Source organism: Streptomyces sp. NPDC001513 (assembly GCF_042894695.1).
Classification (GTDB): domain Bacteria; phylum Actinomycetota; class Actinomycetes; order Streptomycetales; family Streptomycetaceae; genus Streptomyces.
Genome location: NZ_JBIAVU010000005.1, coordinates 544,726 through 564,815, shown reverse-complemented (window position 1 = coordinate 564,815; position 20,090 = coordinate 544,726). Strand labels below are relative to the sequence as shown.

General features: G+C 71.8%; 16 protein-coding genes. 9 read left to right on the top strand and 7 right to left on the bottom strand.

Features of this window, described 5'->3' with window-relative positions; all coding sequences use genetic code 11:
• Positions 1 to 221: 221 nt before the first annotated feature.
• Positions 222 to 485 carry a WhiB family transcriptional regulator gene (locus ACFYZ4_RS14470; RefSeq protein WP_003983763.1) on the bottom strand — a complete coding sequence of 88 codons (264 nt, stop codon included), beginning with the start codon at positions 483 to 485 and terminating at the stop codon, positions 222 to 224.
• 631 nt (positions 486 to 1,116) lie between these two features.
• Here ACFYZ4_RS14470 and ACFYZ4_RS14465 point away from each other — a divergent pair.
• The 3 genes from ACFYZ4_RS14465 to ACFYZ4_RS14455 are packed head-to-tail and all read left to right on the top strand — an operon-like array spanning position 1,117 to position 3,986.
• Positions 1,117 to 1,683: a cysteine dioxygenase family protein gene (locus ACFYZ4_RS14465; RefSeq protein ID WP_351301038.1), complete on the top strand. Its 567-nt coding sequence runs from the start codon at positions 1,117 to 1,119 to the stop codon at positions 1,681 to 1,683.
• A 33-nt stretch (positions 1,684 to 1,716) separates the two neighbouring features.
• Complete coding sequence (gene cofD / locus ACFYZ4_RS14460) at positions 1,717 to 2,676, top strand: 2-phospho-L-lactate transferase (protein ID WP_351301041.1); 960 nt, start codon at positions 1,717 to 1,719, stop codon at positions 2,674 to 2,676.
• Positions 2,673 to 3,986 (top strand): coenzyme F420-0:L-glutamate ligase, encoded by a 1,314-nt coding sequence (locus ACFYZ4_RS14455; RefSeq protein ID WP_351301044.1) that lies wholly within the window; start codon positions 2,673 to 2,675, stop codon positions 3,984 to 3,986. Before cofD ends, ACFYZ4_RS14455 begins: the two co-directional genes overlap by 4 nt.
• A 41-nt stretch (positions 3,987 to 4,027) precedes the next feature.
• Here ACFYZ4_RS14455 and ACFYZ4_RS14450 read toward each other — a convergent pair whose 3' ends face one another.
• Both ACFYZ4_RS14450 and ACFYZ4_RS14445 read right to left on the bottom strand, forming a co-directional pair.
• On the bottom strand, positions 4,028 to 5,020 hold the full coding sequence (locus ACFYZ4_RS14450; RefSeq protein ID WP_390784008.1) for a DNA-3-methyladenine glycosylase family protein: 993 nt from the start codon (positions 5,018 to 5,020) through the stop codon (positions 4,028 to 4,030).
• 273 nt (positions 5,021 to 5,293) lie between these two features.
• Entirely contained in the window at positions 5,294 to 6,694 is a 1,401-nt protein-coding gene (locus ACFYZ4_RS14445) for a peptidoglycan recognition protein (RefSeq protein ID WP_390784007.1), read from the bottom strand.
• A gap of 140 nt (positions 6,695 to 6,834) precedes the next feature.
• Between ACFYZ4_RS14445 and ACFYZ4_RS14440 the strand changes: the two genes are divergently transcribed.
• The 4 genes from ACFYZ4_RS14440 (at position 6,835) to ACFYZ4_RS14425 (ending at position 12,756) form a co-directional block, all read left to right on the top strand.
• Entirely contained in the window at positions 6,835 to 7,587 is a 753-nt protein-coding gene (locus tag ACFYZ4_RS14440; protein ID WP_384351200.1) for a TIGR03089 family protein, read from the top strand.
• A gap of 228 nt (positions 7,588 to 7,815) precedes the next feature.
• Positions 7,816 to 9,021, top strand: coding sequence for an LCP family protein (locus ACFYZ4_RS14435; protein ID WP_351301055.1), 1,206 nt, complete (start codon positions 7,816 to 7,818; stop codon positions 9,019 to 9,021).
• Positions 9,022 to 9,243: 222 nt separating this feature from the next.
• Positions 9,244 to 10,986, top strand: a complete 1,743-nt coding sequence (locus ACFYZ4_RS14430) for an LCP family protein (protein ID WP_351301058.1) — start codon at positions 9,244 to 9,246, stop codon at positions 10,984 to 10,986.
• Between the two features lie 60 nt (positions 10,987 to 11,046).
• Positions 11,047 to 12,756, top strand: coding sequence for an LCP family protein (locus ACFYZ4_RS14425; RefSeq protein WP_390784006.1), 1,710 nt, complete (start codon positions 11,047 to 11,049; stop codon positions 12,754 to 12,756).
• A gap of 103 nt (positions 12,757 to 12,859) precedes the next feature.
• Here ACFYZ4_RS14425 and ACFYZ4_RS14420 read toward each other — a convergent pair whose 3' ends face one another.
• Positions 12,860 to 13,885, bottom strand: coding sequence for a glycosyltransferase family 2 protein (locus tag ACFYZ4_RS14420; protein WP_351298982.1), 1,026 nt, complete (start codon positions 13,883 to 13,885; stop codon positions 12,860 to 12,862).
• 293 nt (positions 13,886 to 14,178) lie between these two features.
• Between ACFYZ4_RS14420 and ACFYZ4_RS14415 the strand changes: the two genes are divergently transcribed.
• Positions 14,179 to 15,561, top strand: a complete 1,383-nt coding sequence (locus tag ACFYZ4_RS14415; protein WP_351298988.1) for an LCP family protein — start codon at positions 14,179 to 14,181, stop codon at positions 15,559 to 15,561.
• A gap of 36 nt (positions 15,562 to 15,597) precedes the next feature.
• Here the strand turns inward: ACFYZ4_RS14415 and ACFYZ4_RS14410 are convergent, their stop codons facing one another.
• Positions 15,598 to 16,134 carry an acyl-CoA thioesterase gene (locus tag ACFYZ4_RS14410; RefSeq protein WP_351298979.1) on the bottom strand — a complete coding sequence of 179 codons (537 nt, stop codon included), beginning with the start codon at positions 16,132 to 16,134 and terminating at the stop codon, positions 15,598 to 15,600.
• Between the two features lie 106 nt (positions 16,135 to 16,240).
• Here ACFYZ4_RS14410 and ACFYZ4_RS14405 point away from each other — a divergent pair, with 106 nt between their 5' ends.
• Positions 16,241 to 17,554 (top strand): LCP family protein, encoded by a 1,314-nt coding sequence (locus tag ACFYZ4_RS14405; RefSeq protein ID WP_351298976.1) that lies wholly within the window; start codon positions 16,241 to 16,243, stop codon positions 17,552 to 17,554.
• Between the two features lie 37 nt (positions 17,555 to 17,591).
• Here ACFYZ4_RS14405 and ACFYZ4_RS14400 read toward each other — a convergent pair whose 3' ends face one another.
• Entirely contained in the window at positions 17,592 to 18,674 is a 1,083-nt protein-coding gene (locus tag ACFYZ4_RS14400; protein ID WP_351298973.1) for an NDP-sugar synthase, read from the bottom strand.
• Between the two features lie 108 nt (positions 18,675 to 18,782).
• Positions 18,783 to 19,955: an acyl-CoA dehydrogenase family protein gene (locus ACFYZ4_RS14395; protein WP_351298970.1), complete on the bottom strand. Its 1,173-nt coding sequence runs from the start codon at positions 19,953 to 19,955 to the stop codon at positions 18,783 to 18,785.
• Between the last annotated feature and the right edge of the window lie 135 nt (positions 19,956 to 20,090).

Sequence of the window (20,090 nt, the reverse complement as noted above, 5' to 3'; positions counted from 1 at the left end):
GGGGTCCCTCCGGACGGGGCCGGGGGGAGGGTCCGGGGGTGGTGTGCCCTCGGAGGCTGCTGGACAGCGCCCCACCCTAACGGCTGGCAACACAACGGTCCGCCTCCTGCGGGGAAGGTGCAGGAGGCGGACCGTTTGAGGTGCTCTGTGTGATGTCTTTCGAGCGTTCGATATGTCGTGCGTTGTGCGGTGGGTGCCGGGTCGGTGGTGCCCCGGCCGTTTCAGACCGCTGCCTTTTTCAGCCGGCGGCGCTCGCGCTCGGACAGGCCGCCCCAGATGCCGAATCGCTCGTCGTTGGCGAGGGCGTACTCAAGGCATTCGGAGCGGACTTCGCAGGCGAGGCAGACCTTCTTGGCCTCGCGGGTGGAGCCGCCCTTCTCGGGGAAGAAGGACTCGGGGTCGGTCTGGGCGCACAGAGCGCGCTCCTGCCATCCGAGCTCTTCGTCCGCCTCCTCGACCAGCAGTTCCTGAAACAGCTCGGTCATGTGCGCCCCTCGCTCTGTCTGTGCGTCCCCGTGGTGATGCCGTTACTGATCGCTACGTAACGACACGAGTGAAATTACAAGTGCGTGGCTCCGGAGCAGTCAAGCCGGGATCTGCTATTGGGCCCCTTATTCACTCTGCGGAACCAAGCGTATGCAGAAAGTGTTCATATCGCCAAAAATCGTGACACATGCATCAGGTGTCGCGAGACTCCCGCCTTCACCCGTTATCCACGTGCCACCTGAGGGTGGGGTTGCGATCCAGCCGGAGAAGCGGCGCAGATCACATTCCGGTCACGAGATGGCGGGTTGGGGTTTGAGCCCTGGCACAGCGCCACATCCCCTGCCGGAGATTGCACAAACCTTTCTCCGCGCACAGTAACCGGATGAGGTGAAACTTTTACCCCAAACCGGACATTGGGTTGACAGTCCGACCTCCGAACCGTTCTCCTTGTTTGCATGTCAGCGCCCGCAGCCGCCACCCGGACCCCCATTCGTGGGTTCCTGTGCGCTGCCCAGGTTCGCTGTTGCTGTTGCAGCTGTTGATGCCCCCGGAGCCCCGGCTCCCGTGAGCTCCGGCCCGCCCCCACAGCAACCGCCAGCACGACTGACATCCGTCGAGGTAACCCCCACGATGAACAGCACGTACAGCGCCACCCCCACTGCCGCCGCCCCCACCGCCGCCACCGCGCCCCTGGCGCCCGCCGCGCCCGTCGAGAGCGACCTGCAGATCGCCGGCGACATCCTCGCCGTACAGCACCTCCTCCAGCCCGCCCGGGAACACCCGGCCACCGTCGCCGAGTTCGTCGGCCTCGCCCGCTCCATCGCCGAGGACCGCGCCTCCTGGCAGCACCTCGTCCGGTACGACGCCACCACCCGCTGGTACCACCGGCTGCGCACCGGCCCCGGCTACGAGGTCTGGCTGCTCAGCTGGGTCCCCGGCCAGGGCAGCGGCGCGCACGACCACGGCGCCTCCTCCGGCGTCCTGACCGTGCTCGAAGGCGAGCTCACCGAGCACACCTCACGCGGACGGCTCACCCACCGCCCCGGAACCCAGCGCGTCCTCGCCCCCGGCTTCGCGCACGAGGTCGTCAACGACACCCTCGACGGCGCGGTCAGCCTGCACGTGTACTTCCCCGGCCTGACCGAGATGCCGATGCACAGCTGCTCCCCGGCCGAAACGGCGTCCGTGCCTGCCTGACCGCCCACCTGCCCGCCCTGACAAACTGTCCGCATGCGCATTGTTGTTCTGGCCGGCGGTATAGGCGGCGCCCGGTTCCTCCGCGGACTCAAGTCGGCACTGCCCGACGCGGACATCACGGTCATCGGCAACACCGGTGACGACATCCACCTGTTCGGGCTCAAGGTCTGCCCCGACCTCGACACGGTGATGTACACCCTCGGCGGTGGCATCAACGAGGACCAGGGCTGGGGCCGCACCGACGAGTCCTTCACCGTCAAGGAGGAGCTCGCGGCGTACGGGGTCGGACCCACCTGGTTCGGCCTCGGCGACCGCGACTTCGCCACCCACATCGTCCGTACGCAGATGCTCGGCGCGGGCTACCCGCTGAGCGCCGTCACGGAGGCCCTCTGCGACCGCTGGCAGCCCGGCGTGCGGCTGCTGCCCATGTCCGACGACCGGGTCGAGACCCACGTCGCGATCACCGAGGCCGGGACGGGAGAGCGACGGGTCATCCACTTCCAGGAGTACTGGGTCCGGCTGCGCGCCGCGGTGGACGCGGAGGCCGTCGTACCCGTCGGCGCCGAGCAGGCCAAGCCCGCGCCCGGCGTGCTGGAGGCCATCGCCGCCGCCGACGTGATCCTCTTCCCGCCCTCGAACCCCGTGGTCTCGGTCGGGACGATCCTCTCCGTTCCCGGCATCCGGGAAGCCGTGGCCAGCGCCGCGGCGCCCGTGATCGGCCTCTCCCCCATCGTCGGGGGCGCGCCCGTGCGCGGGATGGCCGACAAGGTGCTGGCCGCGGTCGGCGTCGAGGCCACGGCCGCGGCCGTCGCCCTGCACTACGGGACCGAGCTGCTCGACGGCTGGCTGGTGGACACCACCGACGCGGACGCCGTCGCCGAGGTGGAGGCCGCCGGGATCACCTGCCGCGCGGTGCCTCTGATGATGACCGACCTGGAGGCGACCGCCGAGATGGCCCTGGCCGCGCTGGAACTGGCGGAGGCCTCCCGGTGACGGAGCCGACCACCGGGCGCCTGCCGTCGTACGAGGTGCGGGCCGTCGGCGGGATGCCGGAGATCAGGCCGGGCGACGACCTGGCGAAGCTGATCACGACGGCCGCGCCCGACCTGCGCGACGGGGACGTCCTGCTCGTCACCTCGAAGATCGTCTCCAAGGCCGAGGGCCGTATCGTCGAGGCGGACTCGCGCGAGGCGGCCATAGACGCGGAGACCGTACGGGTGGTCGCGCGCCGGGGCCCGCTGCGCATCGTCGAGAACCGGCAGGGCCTGGTGATGGCCGCCGCCGGCGTGGACGCCTCCAACACCGCCCCCGGCACGGTGCTGCTGCTGCCCGAGGACCCCGATGCCTCGGCCGCCGCGATCCGCGCCGGGGTGCGCGACGTCCTCTCCGTGGACGTGGGCGTGGTCGTCACGGACACCTTCGGGCGGCCGTGGCGCACCGGACTCACCGACGTGGCGATCGGCTCGGCCGGCGTACGGGTCCTGGACGACCTGCGCGGCGGCACGGACGCGCACGGCAATCCGCTGAGCGCGACCGTGGTGGCCACGGCGGACGAGCTGGCCGCCGCCGGCGACCTGGTCAAGGGCAAGGCGGCCGGGCTGCCCGTGGCCGTCGTACGCGGCCTGGCCCACGTCCTGGGCGAGGGCTCCTCGGCCCGGGACCTGGTGCGCACCCCCGCCGACGACATGTTCCGGCTGGGCACCTCGGAGGCCGTACGGGAAGCCGTCACGCAGCGCCGTACCGTACGGGCCTTCACGGCGGAGCCGGTGGACCCGGGCGCGGTACGGCGGGCGGTGGCGGCGGCCGTGACGGCCCCGGCCCCGCACCACACGACGCCGTGGCGGTTCGTGCTGCTGGAGTCCGAGGCCTCGCGGACGGAGCTGCTGGACGCGATGCGGGACGCGTGGATCGCGGACCTGCGGGCGGACGGCAAGTCCGAGGAGTCGGTGGCGAAGCGGGTGCGGCGCGGGGACGTGCTGCGGAACGCCCCGTACCTGGTGGTGCCGTGCCTGGTGACGGACGGCGCGCACCACTACGGGCACGCGCGGCGGGACGCGGCGGAGCGGGAGATGTTCGTGGTCGCGATGGGCGCGGGCGTGCAGAACCTGCTGGTCGCGCTGGCCGGGGAGCGGCTGGGGTCGGCGTGGGTGTCCTCGACGATGTTCTGCCGGGACGTGGTGCGGGAGGTCCTGGGGCTGCCGCGGGACTGGGACCCGATGGGGGCGGTGGCGGTGGGCCACCCCGCCGCGGCTCCGGCCGGGCGGCCGGTCCGGACGGCGGAGGAGTTCATCGAGGTCCGCTGAGCCTTCGGGTCGGCGGGTCTGCGGGCTTGCAGGGCTGCGGGTCAGAGCCGGCCGATGTCGCCGCGCGGCATGCGGGGCGTGCGGCGGGGCGGGGTGTGGCCCGCGAGGAGGATCAGGCGGGCGGCGCGGTGGCGCTGCCCGGCGTACGGGGCGAGGAGCTCCAGCATGGCGTCGTCGTCGGTGTCGCGGTCGCCGACGAGGGCGTAGCCGATGATGCCGGGCAGGTGGAGGTCGCCGGTGGTCACGGCGTCGGGGTCGCCGTTGCTGCGCTGGAGGGTTTCGGCGGAGGTCCACGGGCCGATGCCGGGAACGGCCTCCAGCCTGCGCACGGCCTCGGCCGGGGCCATGGCGGCGGCCTCCTCCAGGCGGTTCGCCACGCGGGCGGCCCGGACGATGGTGGCGGAGCGCTTGGCGTCGACGCCGGCCTTGTGCCAGTCCCAGGACGGGATCATGGCCCAGGTGCGGGCGTCGGGCACGACGTACAGGTCCTGCGGCCCGGGCGCGGGCTCGCCGTACTGCCGCACGAGGCGGCGCCAGGAGCGGTAGGCCTCGTCGGAGGTGACCTTCTGCTCCAGGACCGTGGGGATCAGGGACTCCAGGACCATGCCGGTACGCGTGAGGCGCAGGCCCGGGCGGCGGCGGTGGCTGGCGTGCACGAGGCGGTGGCGGGGGACGAAGGCGGCGGGGTCGTCGCCGGCGCCGAGGAGCACGGGGAGCTGTTCGAGGAACCAGTCGGCGCCGGGGCCCCAGGCCTCGGCGTGCACCTGCTCGCCCGCGCGGGCCACGCGGAGGGTGGCCGGGCCCTGCGGGGTGCGGGCGGTGCGCCAGAGCGAGCCGTCGGGGGTGGTGCGGAAGGTGGGGTCGGCGGGGCCGCGTCTGAGGGGGCCGAGGGTGAGGCCGAGGTCCAGGGGGCCCTCGGGGGTCCACCGGCGTTCCTTGGCGCCGACGCCGGCGGTGGCTCCTCGGCCGGGCGGGACGTCGGTGCGGCCGCCGCGTACGGCGGTACGGGTGAGTGGATCGAAGCGGCCGGCCATGCGTCGAGCGTAGCCCTGCCGGTGGCTCCGCCCCGCACCCCACCGGGCTCCGCCCGGCCCCGCGCCTCAAACGCCGGCGAGGCTGAAAAGACCGGGGCTCCGCCCCGCACCCCGCTCCTCAAACGCCGGAGGGGCTGGATTTGGCGGAGCTGCGCTGTCAAGTGCCGCCCGGCGGGCTGGATTGCCGCGGAGGGGCAATTTCAGCCCGGCCGGCGTTTGAGGCGCGGGCGCGGAGCGCCGTAGGGGGTTCGGGTCGGAGCCCTGGCTACGGCGCTAACGACCTTGGAGTTTGGCCGAGTTCGTCCGCGTCGTCGGGAGTTTGCCGTACAGCTTCTTGCCCGGGCATTCCGTGGCGAAGCCGTCGCGGTGGCCCGAGATGACGTTCATCGACACGTTCCTGCCCTTCGGGTAGCGGTTGCCGCCGCCCGACGTCAGGGTCGTCTTTCCGCGCGGGTCGCGGCCGAAGAGGCCGAGCTTCCAGGCCGTGAGGCGGGAGACCGCGTCGACCGCCACCGCCGGGGGTGCCGCCGAGGTGTACGTGCCGAGCACCACGACGCCCATGCTGTTCGTGTTGAAGCCCATGGTGTGGGCGCCGAGCACCGCCTTGGAGACGCCGCCCGCGCGGCCCTCGTAGACGGTGCCGCACTTGTCGACGGCGAAGTTGTAGCCGAGGTCGCGCCAGCCGCTGCTGATCACGTGGTAGCGGTACAGGCTGCGCAGCACCGCCGGGGCGTCCTTGCAGGCGTAGTTGTTGCCGGAGGCGCTGTGGTGGACGAAGGCCGCCTTCACCGTGCCGGTGTACACGAAGGCCTTCTCGCGCAGGGACTCGTCGGCGCCCCACCCCTTGCGGGTGACGATGCGCGGGCGCGGGCCGATGAACGGGGCGGCCGCCGCGGTCAGTTCGCCGTCGCTCGCGAAGACGGCGTCGGCGGTGGAGTCGGCCTTGTTCAGCTCGGGGATCTCGTCGGCGCCGAGCGCGGCGTGCGGCACGTTCGCCGCGGAGGCCTCGGCCGTCTCCATCGTCATGCCGGGGGCGACCACCTCGCCCTTGTCGTCGCCCACCGGGCCGCCGTTCTTGCCGTCCGCCGCCCTGACGGGCACGTCCGCGCCCGGGTCGACGAGTTCGATCCGCATGCCCGAGGGCAGCCGGGATCCCGGGCGGGTGGACGGGGCGCCGGGTTCCGCCTGGACGCGGACCTCGACGCCGTCGGACTCGCCGACCCACAGCGGGGCGGTCGCGCCGCGGACGCGGCCGGAGGCGCGTTCCGCCGCGCCGGGGTCGGCCGCGTGCTCGCTGTTGTGGATCTCGACGTCCTGCCAGTCGGACCAGGCGGCGGTCCGGACGGAGCGGGTACGGACCTGGACCCGGCCGTGGAGTTCGGTGCCGGCGTCGTCCCAGACGACACCGACCATCGAGAACGTCTTGACCTCGCGGGCGTCGAGGCCCTGCGTCTCGGGCACGCGGGGCGAGGCGCTCATGCCGGGGACGCCGGGGGTGCGGTCCGCCGAGGGTCCCAGGGGGACGAGCGGCAGCGACTGGGTGGACCCGCCCGGGGTCACGGGAGCGACCGCCCCCGTGGATGGAGTGGCCAGGGCCGGAGTAGGGAGCGCGAGGGGCAGGGCCAGTGCGGCGGCCGTCGCGACGCCGATCGAGGAAGCAAGGAATCCACGCATGACAAGGATGGTGAGCACCCGCACGGCCCGGCGCCATCCGAGAACTGACGGTGCGTCCGCTGGCGGGCCGTGTACCCCTCCCCCGTACGGTGGAGCCGGCGGCCCCCGTACGGGGGACGGGCCCGCGTACCCTGTGCCGGGTGAACGCCACTGACCGCACCCCTGCCGACCTGCTGCGATCCGCGCTCGCCGCCGATCCGGGCCGCCCGCTCGTCACCTTCTACGACGACGCCACCGGCGAGCGCGTCGAATTGTCCGTCGCGACCTTCGCCAATTGGGTGGCCAAGACCGCCAATCTGCTCCAGGGCGACCTGGGCGCCGAGCCCGGTGACCGGCTCGCGCTGCTGCTCCCGGCGCACTGGCAGAGCGCGGTCTGGCTGCTCGCCTGTTCCTCGGTCGGGGTCGTGGCCGAGATCGGCGGCGATCCGGCCGGTGCGGACCTCGTCGTCAGCGGGCCGGACACGCTGGAGCAGGGTCTGGCATGCCAGGGCGAGCGGGTGGCGCTCGCGCTGCGGCCGCTGGGCGGGCGGTTCCCGCAGGGGCCGCCGGCCGGGTACGCGGACTACGCGGTGGAGGTGCCGGGCCAGGGCGACCGCTTCGCCCCCTTCGCGCCGGTGAACGCCGATGACGCCGGGCTGGTCGTCGGCGGCGAGGAGCTCTCGTACGCGGCGCTCACCGCCCGCGCCCGGGAGGACGCGGTGAAGCTCGGCCTCGGCGCGGACGCACGGGTGCTGACCGGGCTCGGCTACGACACCTGGGACGGGCTCTCGGCCGGGCTGTACGGCCCGCTGGCCGCGGGCGGGTCCGTGGTGCTGTGCCGGAACCTGGACCGGCTGTCGGCGCAGGCGCTGGCCCAGCGGACCGAGAGCGAGCGCGTCACCCACACCGTGTAGACCGTCCACCGCCGGTCGGGCCATCCGGTCCTCCGCGGTCCCCGCCCGGGCCGTCCGCGCCCGTCACCCACACTGCTCAACCGCGGGAACGGGCGATTTGTCACCCGGACGGCCCTAGACAGGCCCCCGCCCCCAGGCTGCTCCGGTGGCCCGGGGGCAGGATCGGCAGTGGCCGCACTCACCCGTACGGCCGGGCCTGAGGTCGTAGCGGCGAGGGGACGGACGCCAGTGACGGGCAGCGCAGGCATACCGGGCGGCACCGGTGCGGGCGCGGGAGCCGGACGGCCCCCGCGGAACCGCCGGCGCCGCCTGCTGCGCTGGATCGGCCTCGGGCTGGCCTTCCTGGTCCTGGCGGGGACGGCCACCGGCTGGTGGCTCTACAACAAGCTCGACGGGAACATCACGGAGGACACCTCCGCGGCGGCCGAACTGGGCCGCTACGAGCGCGACCGCCCGGAGCACCTCGCCACCGGCTCCCAGAACATCCTGCTGATCGGCTCGGACTCGCGCTCCGGCAAGGACAACGCCCCGTACGGGCAGGACGAGGGAACCCAGCGCTCGGACACCACGATCCTGCTGCACCTGCCGGAGGACCGCAGGAGCGCGACGGCGGTGTCGATACCGCGGGACCTGATGACGGAGATCCCGCCCTGCCTGAAGGCGGACGGGAGCCGTACCGGCGATCGGTTCGCGCAGTTCAACTGGGCGTTCCAGTGGGGCGGGGCCGCCTGCACGATCCGTACGGTGGAGAAGCTCACCGGGATCCGGATCGACCACCACATGGTGATCGACTTCGGCGGGTTCAAGAAGATGGTCGACGCCATCGGCGGGGTCGAGATCTGCCTCAAGGAGCCGGTGGACGACTCCGAGGCCAAGCTGAGGCTGGCCGCCGGGCGGCAGACGCTCCAGGGGGAGCAGGCGCTGGGCTTCGTCCGGGCCCGGTACAGCCTGGGCAACGGCAGTGACACCGAACGGATGGAGCGCCAGCAGCAGTTCCTCGGTTCGCTCGTCAAGAAGGTGAAGAGCAACGGGGTTCTGCTGAATCCGGCGCGGCTGTACCCGCTGCTGGACGCGGCGACCTCCTCGGTGACCACGGACCCCGGGCTGGCCTCGCTGCGCGGCCTGTACGAACTCGTGCGCGGCATCCGGGACATACCGACGGACCAGGTGAAGTTCCTGACCGTGCCCCGCCGGCCCTACTCCGGGGACCCGAACCGGGACGAGCTGGCGGAGCCGGACGCGGCGCGGCTGTTCCAACAGCTGCGGGCGGACCAGCCGGTGACGGTCGCCCCGCCGGAGGCCGTGCCCACCCCCACACCCGTGACGACGCCCACACCCGCGCCCACGGGGACGGCCTCCGGTGGAACCGTGACACCCTCCGTTCCCGTCCCCACCTTTACCGGCACCACGGCGGAGAACGCCGACTGCCGGTAAAGCAATCCCAAAAGCCGGTGACCGAACCGAGTGGGATGGGTGGTTCACCCCGTTATAAGGGGAGTGGAATTTGTCACCAGCATGGTTTGCGGCCGAACAGGGCGGATAGGGTGAGCGATCCGGTGCCCGGCCGGACCAGAGACCGGGTGCCAGCAGCCGGATCGTTGACCGGGCGCCTGGGGGAGGCGCGTCGCGAGGCACCGACGGAGGATTCGAGCAACCGTGGATGCGCAAAGCCGTGGACGGGCGGACGAGATCGACCCCGCCGACCAGTGGGTGCTCAATCCCCGCACAGGCAACTACGAACTGCAACTGGGCGACTCCGCTGCGCAGGCGCAGCCGCGTCCCAGGGTCGGCGCGCCCCGCAGATCGGCCTCGGCCCCTGCCGCGCCCACCGCCCCCTCCCCCGGCGTACCGAAGCCGCGCCGCGGCGACGGCCCGCCCGGAGGCCGGCGCGGCGGGCGCTCCCGCAAGGGCGGCGGTGGCGGCGGACGCCGCAAGAAGGCGCTGCTGATCACCAGCGGGACGCTCGCGCTCCTGCTGATCGGCGGCGCCACGGCGGCGTACCTCTACTACGACCACCTGAACGGCAACCTCAGCGTCACCGACGTCGCGGGAGCGGGCACGGGCGGTTTCAAGAAGGACCAGGCGATCAACATCCTGGTCATCGGCACCGACAAGCGCAGCGGCGCCGGCAATGAGGGCTACGGGGACAAGGACAGCGTCGGCCACGCCGACACGACGATCCTGTTCCACGTCTCGAAGGACCGGACGAACGCGACCGCGCTGTCCATCCCCCGCGACCTGATCACGAACATCCCGGCCTGCCCGACGAAGCAGCCGGACGGTTCGACGAAGACGATCGCGCCCTCCAAGAACACCCGCTTCAACACCAGCCTGGGCCAGGAGGGCCGCGACGCGGGCTGCACCATGCGCACGGTCAAGGAACTCACCGGGATCGAGGTCGACCACTTCATGATGGCCGACTTCAACGCCGTCAAGACGCTGAGCACGGCGGTCGGCGGCGTGCCGGTGTGCCTGGACAAGGCCGTGAACGACGAGGAGGGCTCGCACCTCAAGCTGGGCCCCGGTGAACACCGGCTGGAGGGCGAGCAGGCCCTCGCCTTCGTCCGTACCCGGCACGGCTTCGGCAACAACAGCGACCTCGACCGGATCCGGATCCAGCAGCAGTTCCTGGGTTCGATGATGCGTGAGATGAAGTCCAAGGAGACGCTGACCAGCCCCAAGAAGTTCCTGTCCCTCGCGGAGGCGGCCACCAAGTCGCTCGGCGTGGACTCGGGGATCGGGTCCATCTCCAAGCTCACCGACCTGGCCGGTGAGTTGAAGAACATCGACACGAAGAACGTCACCTTCACCACCCTGCCCGTGAAGGACAATCCGGCCGAGCCGGAGGGCAAGAAGGCGACCGTCGTCGTCGAGAAGTCCCTGGCCGACCCGCTGCTGCAGATGATCCGGGGGGACGTCTCGCTCACGGAGGTCGAGAAGAAGGAGCAGGCGGCGAAGGAGGCCGCCGACGCGGACGCGAAGGCCAAGCAGGACGCGCTGCTCCAGGGCAACCGGGCGGCCGCCGGGGACGTACGGGTGAGCGTCTACAACGGCGGCGGGCCCTCGGGCGCCGCCTCCACCACACTGAACTGGCTGCAGAACACCAAGGGGATGTCCAAGTCCAGCAACCAGGGCAACGCCCCGGCGAAGGTCGGTGCCACGCAGCTGGAGTACGCGCCCAACCAGGCAGACCAGGCCCGGGCGCTCGCGGACGCCCTGGGGCTGCCGGTCACCGCGCTGAAGATGGGGACGGCGGACGCGGCGGCGAAGGCCCCGATGAAGCTGACGCTGGGTCCGGACTTCGACAAGCCGGGGGCACCGCTCGGGCCGTCGGCCCCGCAGCAGCTTCCCGAGGACGTCCAGCAGGCCCAGGCCGACAAGGCGATCTGCGCCAAGTAGCGGGACGCAGCCGGTCGCACCGGCACACAGACGACCAAGAAGGATTTTGAGGGGGGACGTGTGAGGCACAGCAGCGTGCGGGGGGAGGGGGCGACCGCCCAGGCCGCCGGGGACATACCCGGCGGCGGGGCCGACGCGTCCGGCGTGGTGCCCGCGCCACGGGGCGGCTCCAGGGCCGTCCGGCGTGCGGCCGCCCGCCAGCGCCCCACCAGACGGGGGCGGCGGCGCGTGCTGCGCTGGGTGTCCTCCGTCCTGTCCCTGCTCATACTCGGGACGGCGGCGGCCGGATACCTGTACTACCGCCATCTGAACGGCAGCATCCAGACGGACGCGCTGAACCTCGGCGAGACCAAACTGGGCGGTTCCAAGCCCAACGCCTTCGGCCAGACCCCGCTGAACATCCTGCTCATCGGCTCCGACGCGCGCAACGACGCGGAGAACCAGGCGCTGGGCGGGGCCACGGACACCTTCGACGGCCCGCCCCTCGCGGACGTCCAGATGCTGCTGCACCTGTCCGCCGACCGCAGCAACATGTCCGTGGTCTCGATGCCGCGCGACACGATGCTGATGATGCCCAAGTGCACCGAGCCGGGCGGCAAGGTGTACCCCGCCAGCAAGGGGCTCGTCCAGACCAACGAGTCCCTCCAGCGCGGCGGACCGGGCTGCACCGTCGCCGCGTGGACCGAGCTGAGCAAGATCCCCATCGATCACTTCATGATGATCGACTTCAAGGGTGTGGTGTCGATGGCGGACGCCATCGGCGGTGTCCCGGTCTGCGTCGAGCAGAACGTCCACTCCCGCACCCGTGACGGCAAGGGCTCGGGCCTGAAGCTGCCGAAGGGCGAGAACATCATCCAGGGCGAGGTGGCCCTGCAGTGGCTGCGCACCCGCTACGGCTTCGAGGACGGCACCGACATCGGGCGCACCCACGCCCAGCACCAGTACATGAACTCGATGGCCCGGGAGTTCCGCAAGAACGCCAAGCTCACCAACCCGGTGAAGCTCAACAGCCTGGCGCAGGCGGCGATCCAGGCCACGGTCGTCGACACCGGCCTGAACAAGATCGACAAGCTGTACGACCTCAGCATGGAGCTCAAGAAGGTTCCGCCGGGGCGGATCACCATGACCACCATGCCCTGGGTCTACAGCACGAGGCCCGGTATGGACGGACGCGTCGAGCCCATGGCGGGCGAGGCCGAGGACCTGTTCCGGATGGTCCGCGAGGACATCGCGCTCGACGGCAAGGGCTCCGGCACCCCGGAGGGCGGCGCCTCGCCCTCGCCGGGCGCGAGCGGCAGCCCGTCCGCCCCGTCCCAGCAGCCGACCACCGCCCCGACCACCGCCCCCGCCGCCGCGCCGGCGAAGATCGTGCTCAGCGTCCGCAACTCCACCGGCGGCAAGGACGGCGCCCAGGTCAGGGTCAAGAACCGGGCGAACGACGTGGCGGCGCTGCTCGCCGCCAAGGGCTTCACCAAGGCCGGCGCGGACACCCAGACCGGGGCCGAGGACACCACGGTGGTCCGCTTCGCCACCGACGGCCAGGCGGCCGACGCGGCGGCCGTGGCCACCGCGCTGGGCCTGCCCGCCACCTCGGTCCAGAAGTCCGACCAGGTCACCGGGATCGTCCTGTTCGTCGGCAAGGACTGGCGGACCGGCGACGCGCCGACCCCGCCGCCGCCCGCCCCGACCGTTGCCCCGACGTCCGCCCACGCGCTCAACGGCGACAACGACAAGGCCTGCATGCAGATCCAGCCGGGCTTCACCTGGTAGCGGGTCCCCGGACCCGCTGAGCACGCGCAAGGGGCCCGGCACGGCGGCTGTGCACACAGCCGCCGTGCCGGGCCCCTTCGTACGTTCCTGGCCGACCCGCGGGTCAGACCTGCGAGGAGTCCCGGTGCACGGCCGGGCGGCGGCTCGCGATGACCTTGTTCGCCAGCGCGCGCGGGCTCGTCAGGAAGCCGAAGCCCCAGCACAGGTGCATCGTCGCCAGGGCGACGGGGATCTGCGCCCGGGCCCGCAGCGACAGGCCCTTGCCCGCCGGGATCGAGCCCGCGACGATCGCCGCGAGGTAGCCCGCCGGGACGGCGAAGCCCAGGGGGTGGACCGCCACGCCCACGACCACGCCCGCGGCCAGGGCGCAGACCAGGGTCGGCGGGGCCATGTAGCGCGGGTTGATGGAGCCCGCGTGGTACCGGGCCACCACGTGGCGCCAGCGCCCGTAGTCCTTGTACTGCTTGGCCAGCGCCTTGACGGAGCGCCGCGGGCGGTACTGGACCTTCAGCTCCGGGGAGAACCAGATCAGGCCGCCGGCCTCGCGGATGCGGAAGTTCAGCTCCCAGTCCTGGGCGCGGATGAACTCCTCGTTGTAGCCGCCCTGCTGCTCCAGCGCCTCGCGGCGGAACACACCCAGGTAGACGGTCTCGGCCGGTCCCGCCTGGCCGCCCGTGTGGAACGGGGCGTTGCCCACGCCGATCTTCGAGGTCATCGCGGCGGCGACGGCGTCTTCCCAGGCGTTCTGGCCCTCGGCGTGCATGATGCCGCCGACGTTCTGCGCACCGGTCTCCTCCAGGAGGCGGACGGCGGTGGCGATGTAGTTCGGCGAGAGCATCCCGTGGCCGTCGACGCGTACCACGATCGGGTGACGCGAGGCCTTGATGGCGGCGTTGAGCGCCGCCGGGGTCCGGCCGGTGGGATTCGGGACGGTGTGGACTCGGGGGTCCTCGGCGACGAGTTCCGCGGCGATCTCGTCGGTGCGGTCCGTGGACGGACCGAGTGCGATCACCACCTCCATCTCGCCCGCATACTCCTGTTCCAGGATGTGGCGGACGGAATCGCGGAGGTAGTGCTCCTCATTGAGCACCGGCATGATCACCGAGACTGCGGGCTGCTGGGCGGGCATGTGGTCCTTCAAGGTCGGGTATCGGTGTCACGTTACCGCGTACGGGGGAACCGGGTGCGCGCCGAGTGATCGGTAAGGACAAACGCTGATCGTATGGGCCTACTGTTCTGTCGAATCAGCTGAATCCGACTCGTCTCTCGACAGGTCTCCCTGCTGCTCCCGCGGAGGTGTCCACCGTGCCCCAGCCGCACCGTCCCACCCGTCCCGCCGGGCCGTCCCAGCCGCAGCGCGCACGGCGCGGCGGCGGCGCCGGCGGCCCGGCCCGGCGTCGGGGCGAGCGCCCCCGGTGGGGGGTGCGGCTCGCGGCCGGGCTGTCGGTGGTGGTGCTGGGCTCCGGGGCCGTCGGGCACGCCGTGATGACCGGCCTGGACACCGGGATCGAGCGGGTGGACCCGTTCAAGGACATGAAGAACCGCCCGCAGGCCGGACACGGCCTGAACTTCCTGCTGGTGGGCACCGACGGCCGCGAGAAGATCACCCCGGAGGAGAAGCGCGAGTACCGCCTCGGCGGCGCGCCCTGCCACTGCACCGACACGATCATGCTGGTGCACCTGTCGGCCGACAAGGAGCGGGCCAGCGTCATCAGCCTGCCCCGCGACAGCTACGCCGAGGTACCCGCGCACCGGGACCTGGTCACCGGCAAGGCGCACCGGGCCCACTCCCTGAAGCTGAACGCGGCGTACGCGGAGGGCGGCCCCAACCTGACCGTGCGGACCGTCGAGAACATGACCCGTGTGAAGATCGACCACTACCTGGAGGTCGACTTCACCAGCTTCATGAAGACGGTCGACGCGATGGGCGGCGTGGACATCTGCACGGCCAAGACCATGCGCGACCCGAACACCGGCCTCGACCTGCTGCCCGGCACCCACCGCCTCAGCGGCGGCCAGGCCCTCCAGTACGTGCGCTCGCGCCATGTCGACGGGGCCTCCGACCTGGGCCGGATGCAGCGTCAGCAACGGTTCATCGCCGCCCTGATCAAGCAGGCGACCGGCGGCGGGGTGCTGCTGAACCCGGTCAAGTTCAAGGAGGTCAGCTCCACCCTGCTCGGCTCGGTGCGGGCCGACAAGGACTTCGGCTCGGAGCAGATGCTGGCGCTCGGGCAGGCGATGCGGGACTTCACCCCGTCCTCCTCGGAGTTCGCCTCGGTGCCCATCGGCGACCCCTCGTTCCGCCTCAAGGGCATCGGCTCCACCGTGAAATGGGACGAGCCGAAGGCGGCCAAGCTGTTCGAGGCCCTGCGGGAGGACCGCCCGCTGGCTCCGGCCCGCCCCGGGAAGAGGAGCGGCAGCCGCCCCGCGACGGTGCCGGTGGACGTGCCGCCGCAGCAGGTCCGGGTCCAGGTGGAGAACGGGACGCGGATCGACGGGCTCGGCGGACGCGTCGACACGGCGCTGCGCGCCACCGGCTTCGACACCACCCGGGCCCCGGGCAACGGCGCCAGCCGCGACGTCAAGCGCACGGTGATCACGTACGACCCGCGCTGGGACCGCTCCGCCCGTTCGGTGGCGACCGCCCTGCCGGGCAGCGAGCTGCGGGCGGTGGCGGGCCAGGGCCGGACGGTGCTGGTCATCGCGGGCGCGGACTACCGCAAGGTGGTGCCGGTCCGCGCGGAGGACCCGTACCAGGGCACCTTCGGCGTGGTCACCGGCGACCAGGTGGTCTGCGGGACGTAGACCGTCTCCGGGCCGCCCCGCGGGGCCCGCGGGGCCTCAGTCGTCGAAGCCCTGGGCCGCCCGCTCCTCGCGCAGCGCCATGATCGCCTGACGGCGGGCGAGCCGGTGGGTGCGGCGGATCTGGGCCTCCTGGTAGCGCCGCTCGTCCCGCTCCGTCTCCGGGAGCACCGGCGGGACCTGGCGGGGCTTGCCTTCGGCGTCCACGGCCGCGAAGACGAGGTAGGCGCTGCCGACCTGGGTGGCGGGCGTGGACTCGTTCCACCGCTCCGCGAGGACCCGTACGCCGATCTCCATGGAGGAGCGGCCGGTCCAGTTGCACTGCGCCTTCACGTGGACGAGGTCGCCCACGCGCACGGGGGCGAGGAAGGCCATCTCGTCCATGGAGGCAGTGACGGCCGGGCCACCGGAGTGGCGCCCTGCCACGGCGCCCGCCGCGTCGTCCACCAGCTTCATGATCACGCCGCCGTGCACCGTGCCGAGGAGGTTGGTGTCGTTCGCGGTCATGATGTGGCTGAGGGTCGTGCGGGAGGCCGCGGTCGGCTTCCCGGGCAGCTCGCCCCGTATCTGTGTCATACGGACACCTTAGAGCCGTACCAGAGGCATCAGCTCTGCAACAGCCCCGGTACGGATCCCGCCCCGGGCTGTCGGACGGCACGCCCGGGCAGGCATCCTAGGGCGCATGAATGACTGGCCAGAAGGTCGTGACGACGGCTACGGGCGCGGCAGCGCCCAGCCGCAGCCCGAGGGCGTACAGCGGATGCGGCACGTCCGGCGACAGCCGCAGCAGCCGCCGCGGCCCGCGCAGCCCCCGCGCCCGCAGCGCCCGGCGGGCCCGCCGCCCGCGTACGGCGTGCCCCCGCAGCAGGCCGGCGGCCACGACATGCAGGGCGGTTACGACAGCGGTTACAACACCGGCCAGGTCTACGGTTCGCCCTCCGGCGGCGCCCCGGGCGGTCCGGCGGGTCCCGGCGGACCCCCGGGACCCGGCCGTCCCGGCCGCGCGCCCGGCCCCGCCCCGGACTGGCGCAAGCGGATCAAGGTCGGCTCGATCGTGCTGGTCTCCGCCCTGCTGGTGACCACGGTCTCCACCTACTTCTGGGCCGACTCCAAGGTGCGTCGCGAGGTCGACCTCTCCAAGGTCATCGAGCGCCCCAAGGAAGGCGACTGCACCACGTACCTGATCGTCGGCTCCGACAGCCGCGAGGGCATGTCCGACGAGGAGAAGAAGAAGCTCCACACGGGCTCGGCCGAGGGCAAGCGGACCGACTCGATGATGATCCTCGCGAAGTGCTCCAGCGGGAACACCATGATCTCGCTGCCGCGCGACTCGGACGTGGAGATCCCGTCCTTCGTCGGCTCCCAGTCCGGCAAGAAGTTCCCCGCGCAGGGGCGCCGGGTCAAGCTCAACGCCGCGTACGCCGAGGACGGCCCGGAGCTGCTCGTGCGGACGGTGGAGCACAACACCGGTCTGCGCATCGACCACTACGCGGAGATCGGCTTCGCCGGCTTCGCGAACATCGTGGACGCGCTGGGCGGCGTGGAGCTGGACATCGAGGAGGGCTTCAAGGACGAGAAGTCCGGCGCCGACTTCAAGGCGGGCAAGCAGACCCTGAACGGCGAGCAGTCGCTGGCCTTCGTCCGGACCCGCTACGCCTTCGCCGAGTCGGACCTCCAGCGCACGAAGAACCAGCAGAAGTTCCTGTCGGCGCTGGCGAGCCAGGCGGCGACCCCGTCCACGGTCCTCAACCCGTTCGACCTCTACCCGATGCTGGGCGCCGGCCTGGACACCCTGATCGTGGACAAGGACATGGGCCTGTACGACATGGGCCAGATGTTCTTCGCGATGAAGGGCGTCAACGGCGGTGACGGCGTGTCGATGAACATGCCGATCTCCGGGCAGCGCGGCGGCAACCTCGTCTGGGACAAGGCGAAGGTGCAGCAGCTGGTGAAGCAGATCCAGAACGACGAGAAGGTCACCGTCCGCGGCAACTGACCGCGGCGGTACCCGCTCCCCGGGTTCCGGACTCCCGTCAGGCGTCCGGGGAGAAGCGGATGGCGGCGGCGGGCAGCTGCGCCTCGCACCACACCCGGGCCCCGGAGCGCAGTTCGTTGTCGGCCCCGACGACGGCCCCGTCACCGATGACGGCGCCGTCCAGTACGGTCCGCGCGCCCACGGCGGCGCCGGCGCCGATCAGGCTGGCGCTCACCTGGGCGTCCGGGCCGATCACCGCGCCGTCGAGCACGATGGTGCCCTGGACGACCGCGCCGGCCTCGATCCGGGCGCCGGCTCCCACGACGGTGCCTCCGGAGAGCTTCGCTCCGGCCGCCACTTCGGCGCCGGGCAGCACCAGGGACTCGCCGCGGCGGCCGGGGACCGCCGGGGAGGGGACCACGCCGCGGACCAGGTCCGCGGAGGCCTGGATGATGGACTCGGGCTTGCCGAGGTCCATCCAGTAGGTGTTCTCGGTGACGCCGTGCAGCTTGGCCCCGGAGGCCAGCAGGCCGGGGAACGTCTCGCGCTCGACGGAGACCGGGCGGCCGGCCGGGATGGCGTCGATCACGCTGCGGCGGAAGACGTAGCAGCCGGCGTTGATCTGGTCGGTGATGATCTCTTCGGGGGTCTGCGGCTTCTCGGTGAAGGCCAGCACCCGCCCCTCGGAGTCGGTGGGGACCAGGCCGAAGGCGCGCGGGTCCTCGACGCGGACCAGGTGCAGGGAGACGTCGGCGTCGGCCGCCTCGTGCGCCTCGACGAGACCCGCGATGTCCAGGCCGGTGAGGATGTCGCCGTTGAAGACGAGGACGGAGGAGTCCGGACCGCCCGTCAGGCGCCGTCCGGCGTTGCGGATGGCGCCGCCGGTGCCGAGGGGCTCGTCCTCGACGACGTATTCGAGGGTGAGGCCGAAGTCGGATCCGTCGCCGAAGTAGGGCTCGAAGACCTCGGCGAGGTAGCAGGTGGCCATCACGATGTGCGTGACACCGGCGGCGGCGGCCCTGGCTATCTGGTGGGCGAGGAAGGGAACTCCGGCCGTCGGGACCATCGGCTTGGGCGTGTTCACCGTCACCGGACGCAAGCGCGTCCCTTGTCCGCCGACCAGCAGGATCGCTTCCGTCATTGCGTTCTCCCCAACCGATTCCGGCGTACGAAGGTCCAAATTTAGCCCATCCGGGGCGTGCAAAGGCCGGAGACGGATATGCGCATCCGCCTCCGGCCTGGGAGGACGTTACGGCAGGTTGCGGGCCATGACGATCCGCTGGACCTGGTTGGTGCCCTCGTAGATCTGCGTGATCTTGGCGTCGCGCATCATGCGCTCCACCGGGTAGTCACGGGTGTAGCCGTAACCGCCGAGGAGCTGGACGGCGTCCGTGGTGACCTCCATGGCCACGTCGGAGGCGAAGCACTTGGCCGCGGCGCCGAAGAAGGTCAGGTCCTCCTTGTCACCTCCGGCGGAGACGCGCTCCGACTTGGCCGCTGCCGAGTACGTCAGCTGGCGGGCGGCCTCGATCTTCATGGCCATGTCCGCGAGCATGAACTGCACGCCCTGGAAGTCGCCGATCGGCTTGCCGAACTGCTTGCGCTCCTGGACGTAGCCCTTGGCGTAGTCCAGGGCGCCCTGGGCGATGCCGAGCGCCTGGGCCGCGATCGTGATGCGGGTGTGGTCGAGGGTCTTCATCGCGGTGGCGAAGCCGGTGCCCTCGGCGCCGATCATGCGGTCGGCCGGGATCCGGACGTTGTCGAGGTAGACCTCGCGCGTCGGGGAGCCCTTGATGCCGAGCTTCTTCTCCGGGGCGCCGAAGGAGACGCCCTCGTCGGACTTCTCGACGACGAAGGCGCTGATGCCCTTGGAGCGCTTCTCCGGGTCGGTGACGGCCATGACCGTGTAGTACTCGGAGACGCCCGCGTTGGTGATCCAGCGCTTGACGCCGTTGAGCACCCAGAAGTCCCCGTCGCGCACGGCGCGGGTCTTCATGCCGGCCGCGTCCGAGCCCGCGTCGGGCTCGGAGAGCGCGTACGAGAACATCGCGTCGCCCTTGGCGAGCGGGCCCAGGTACTTGGCCTTCAGCTCCTCGGAACCGGAGAGGATCACCGGGAGCGAGCCGAGCTTGTTGACGGCCGGGATGAGGGAGGAGGACGCGCAGACGCGGGCCACCTCCTCGATCACGATCACGGTGGCGAGGGCGTCGGCGCCCGCGCCGCCGTAGGTTTCGGGCACGTGCACGGCGTGCAGGTCGCTGGCGACCAGGGCGTCGAGGGCCTCCTGCGGGAAGCGTGACTCCTCGTCGACCGCGGCTGCGAACGGCAGGATCTTCGCCTCGGCGAGCGAGCGGACCGACTCGCGGAGCATGTCGTGCTCCTCGGCCGGGCGGTACAGGTCGAAGTCGGCAGAACCCGCCAAGATCTCTCACTCCCCAGGGTGATGCGTGATGCTAACTACCGTTAAGTAACCCAAGCTTAGTGTCCCGGTCACGGATGGCGATATGGACGGCCTACGTGAGATGGGTGACAGCGATGTCGACGGCCGTGGGCTCCT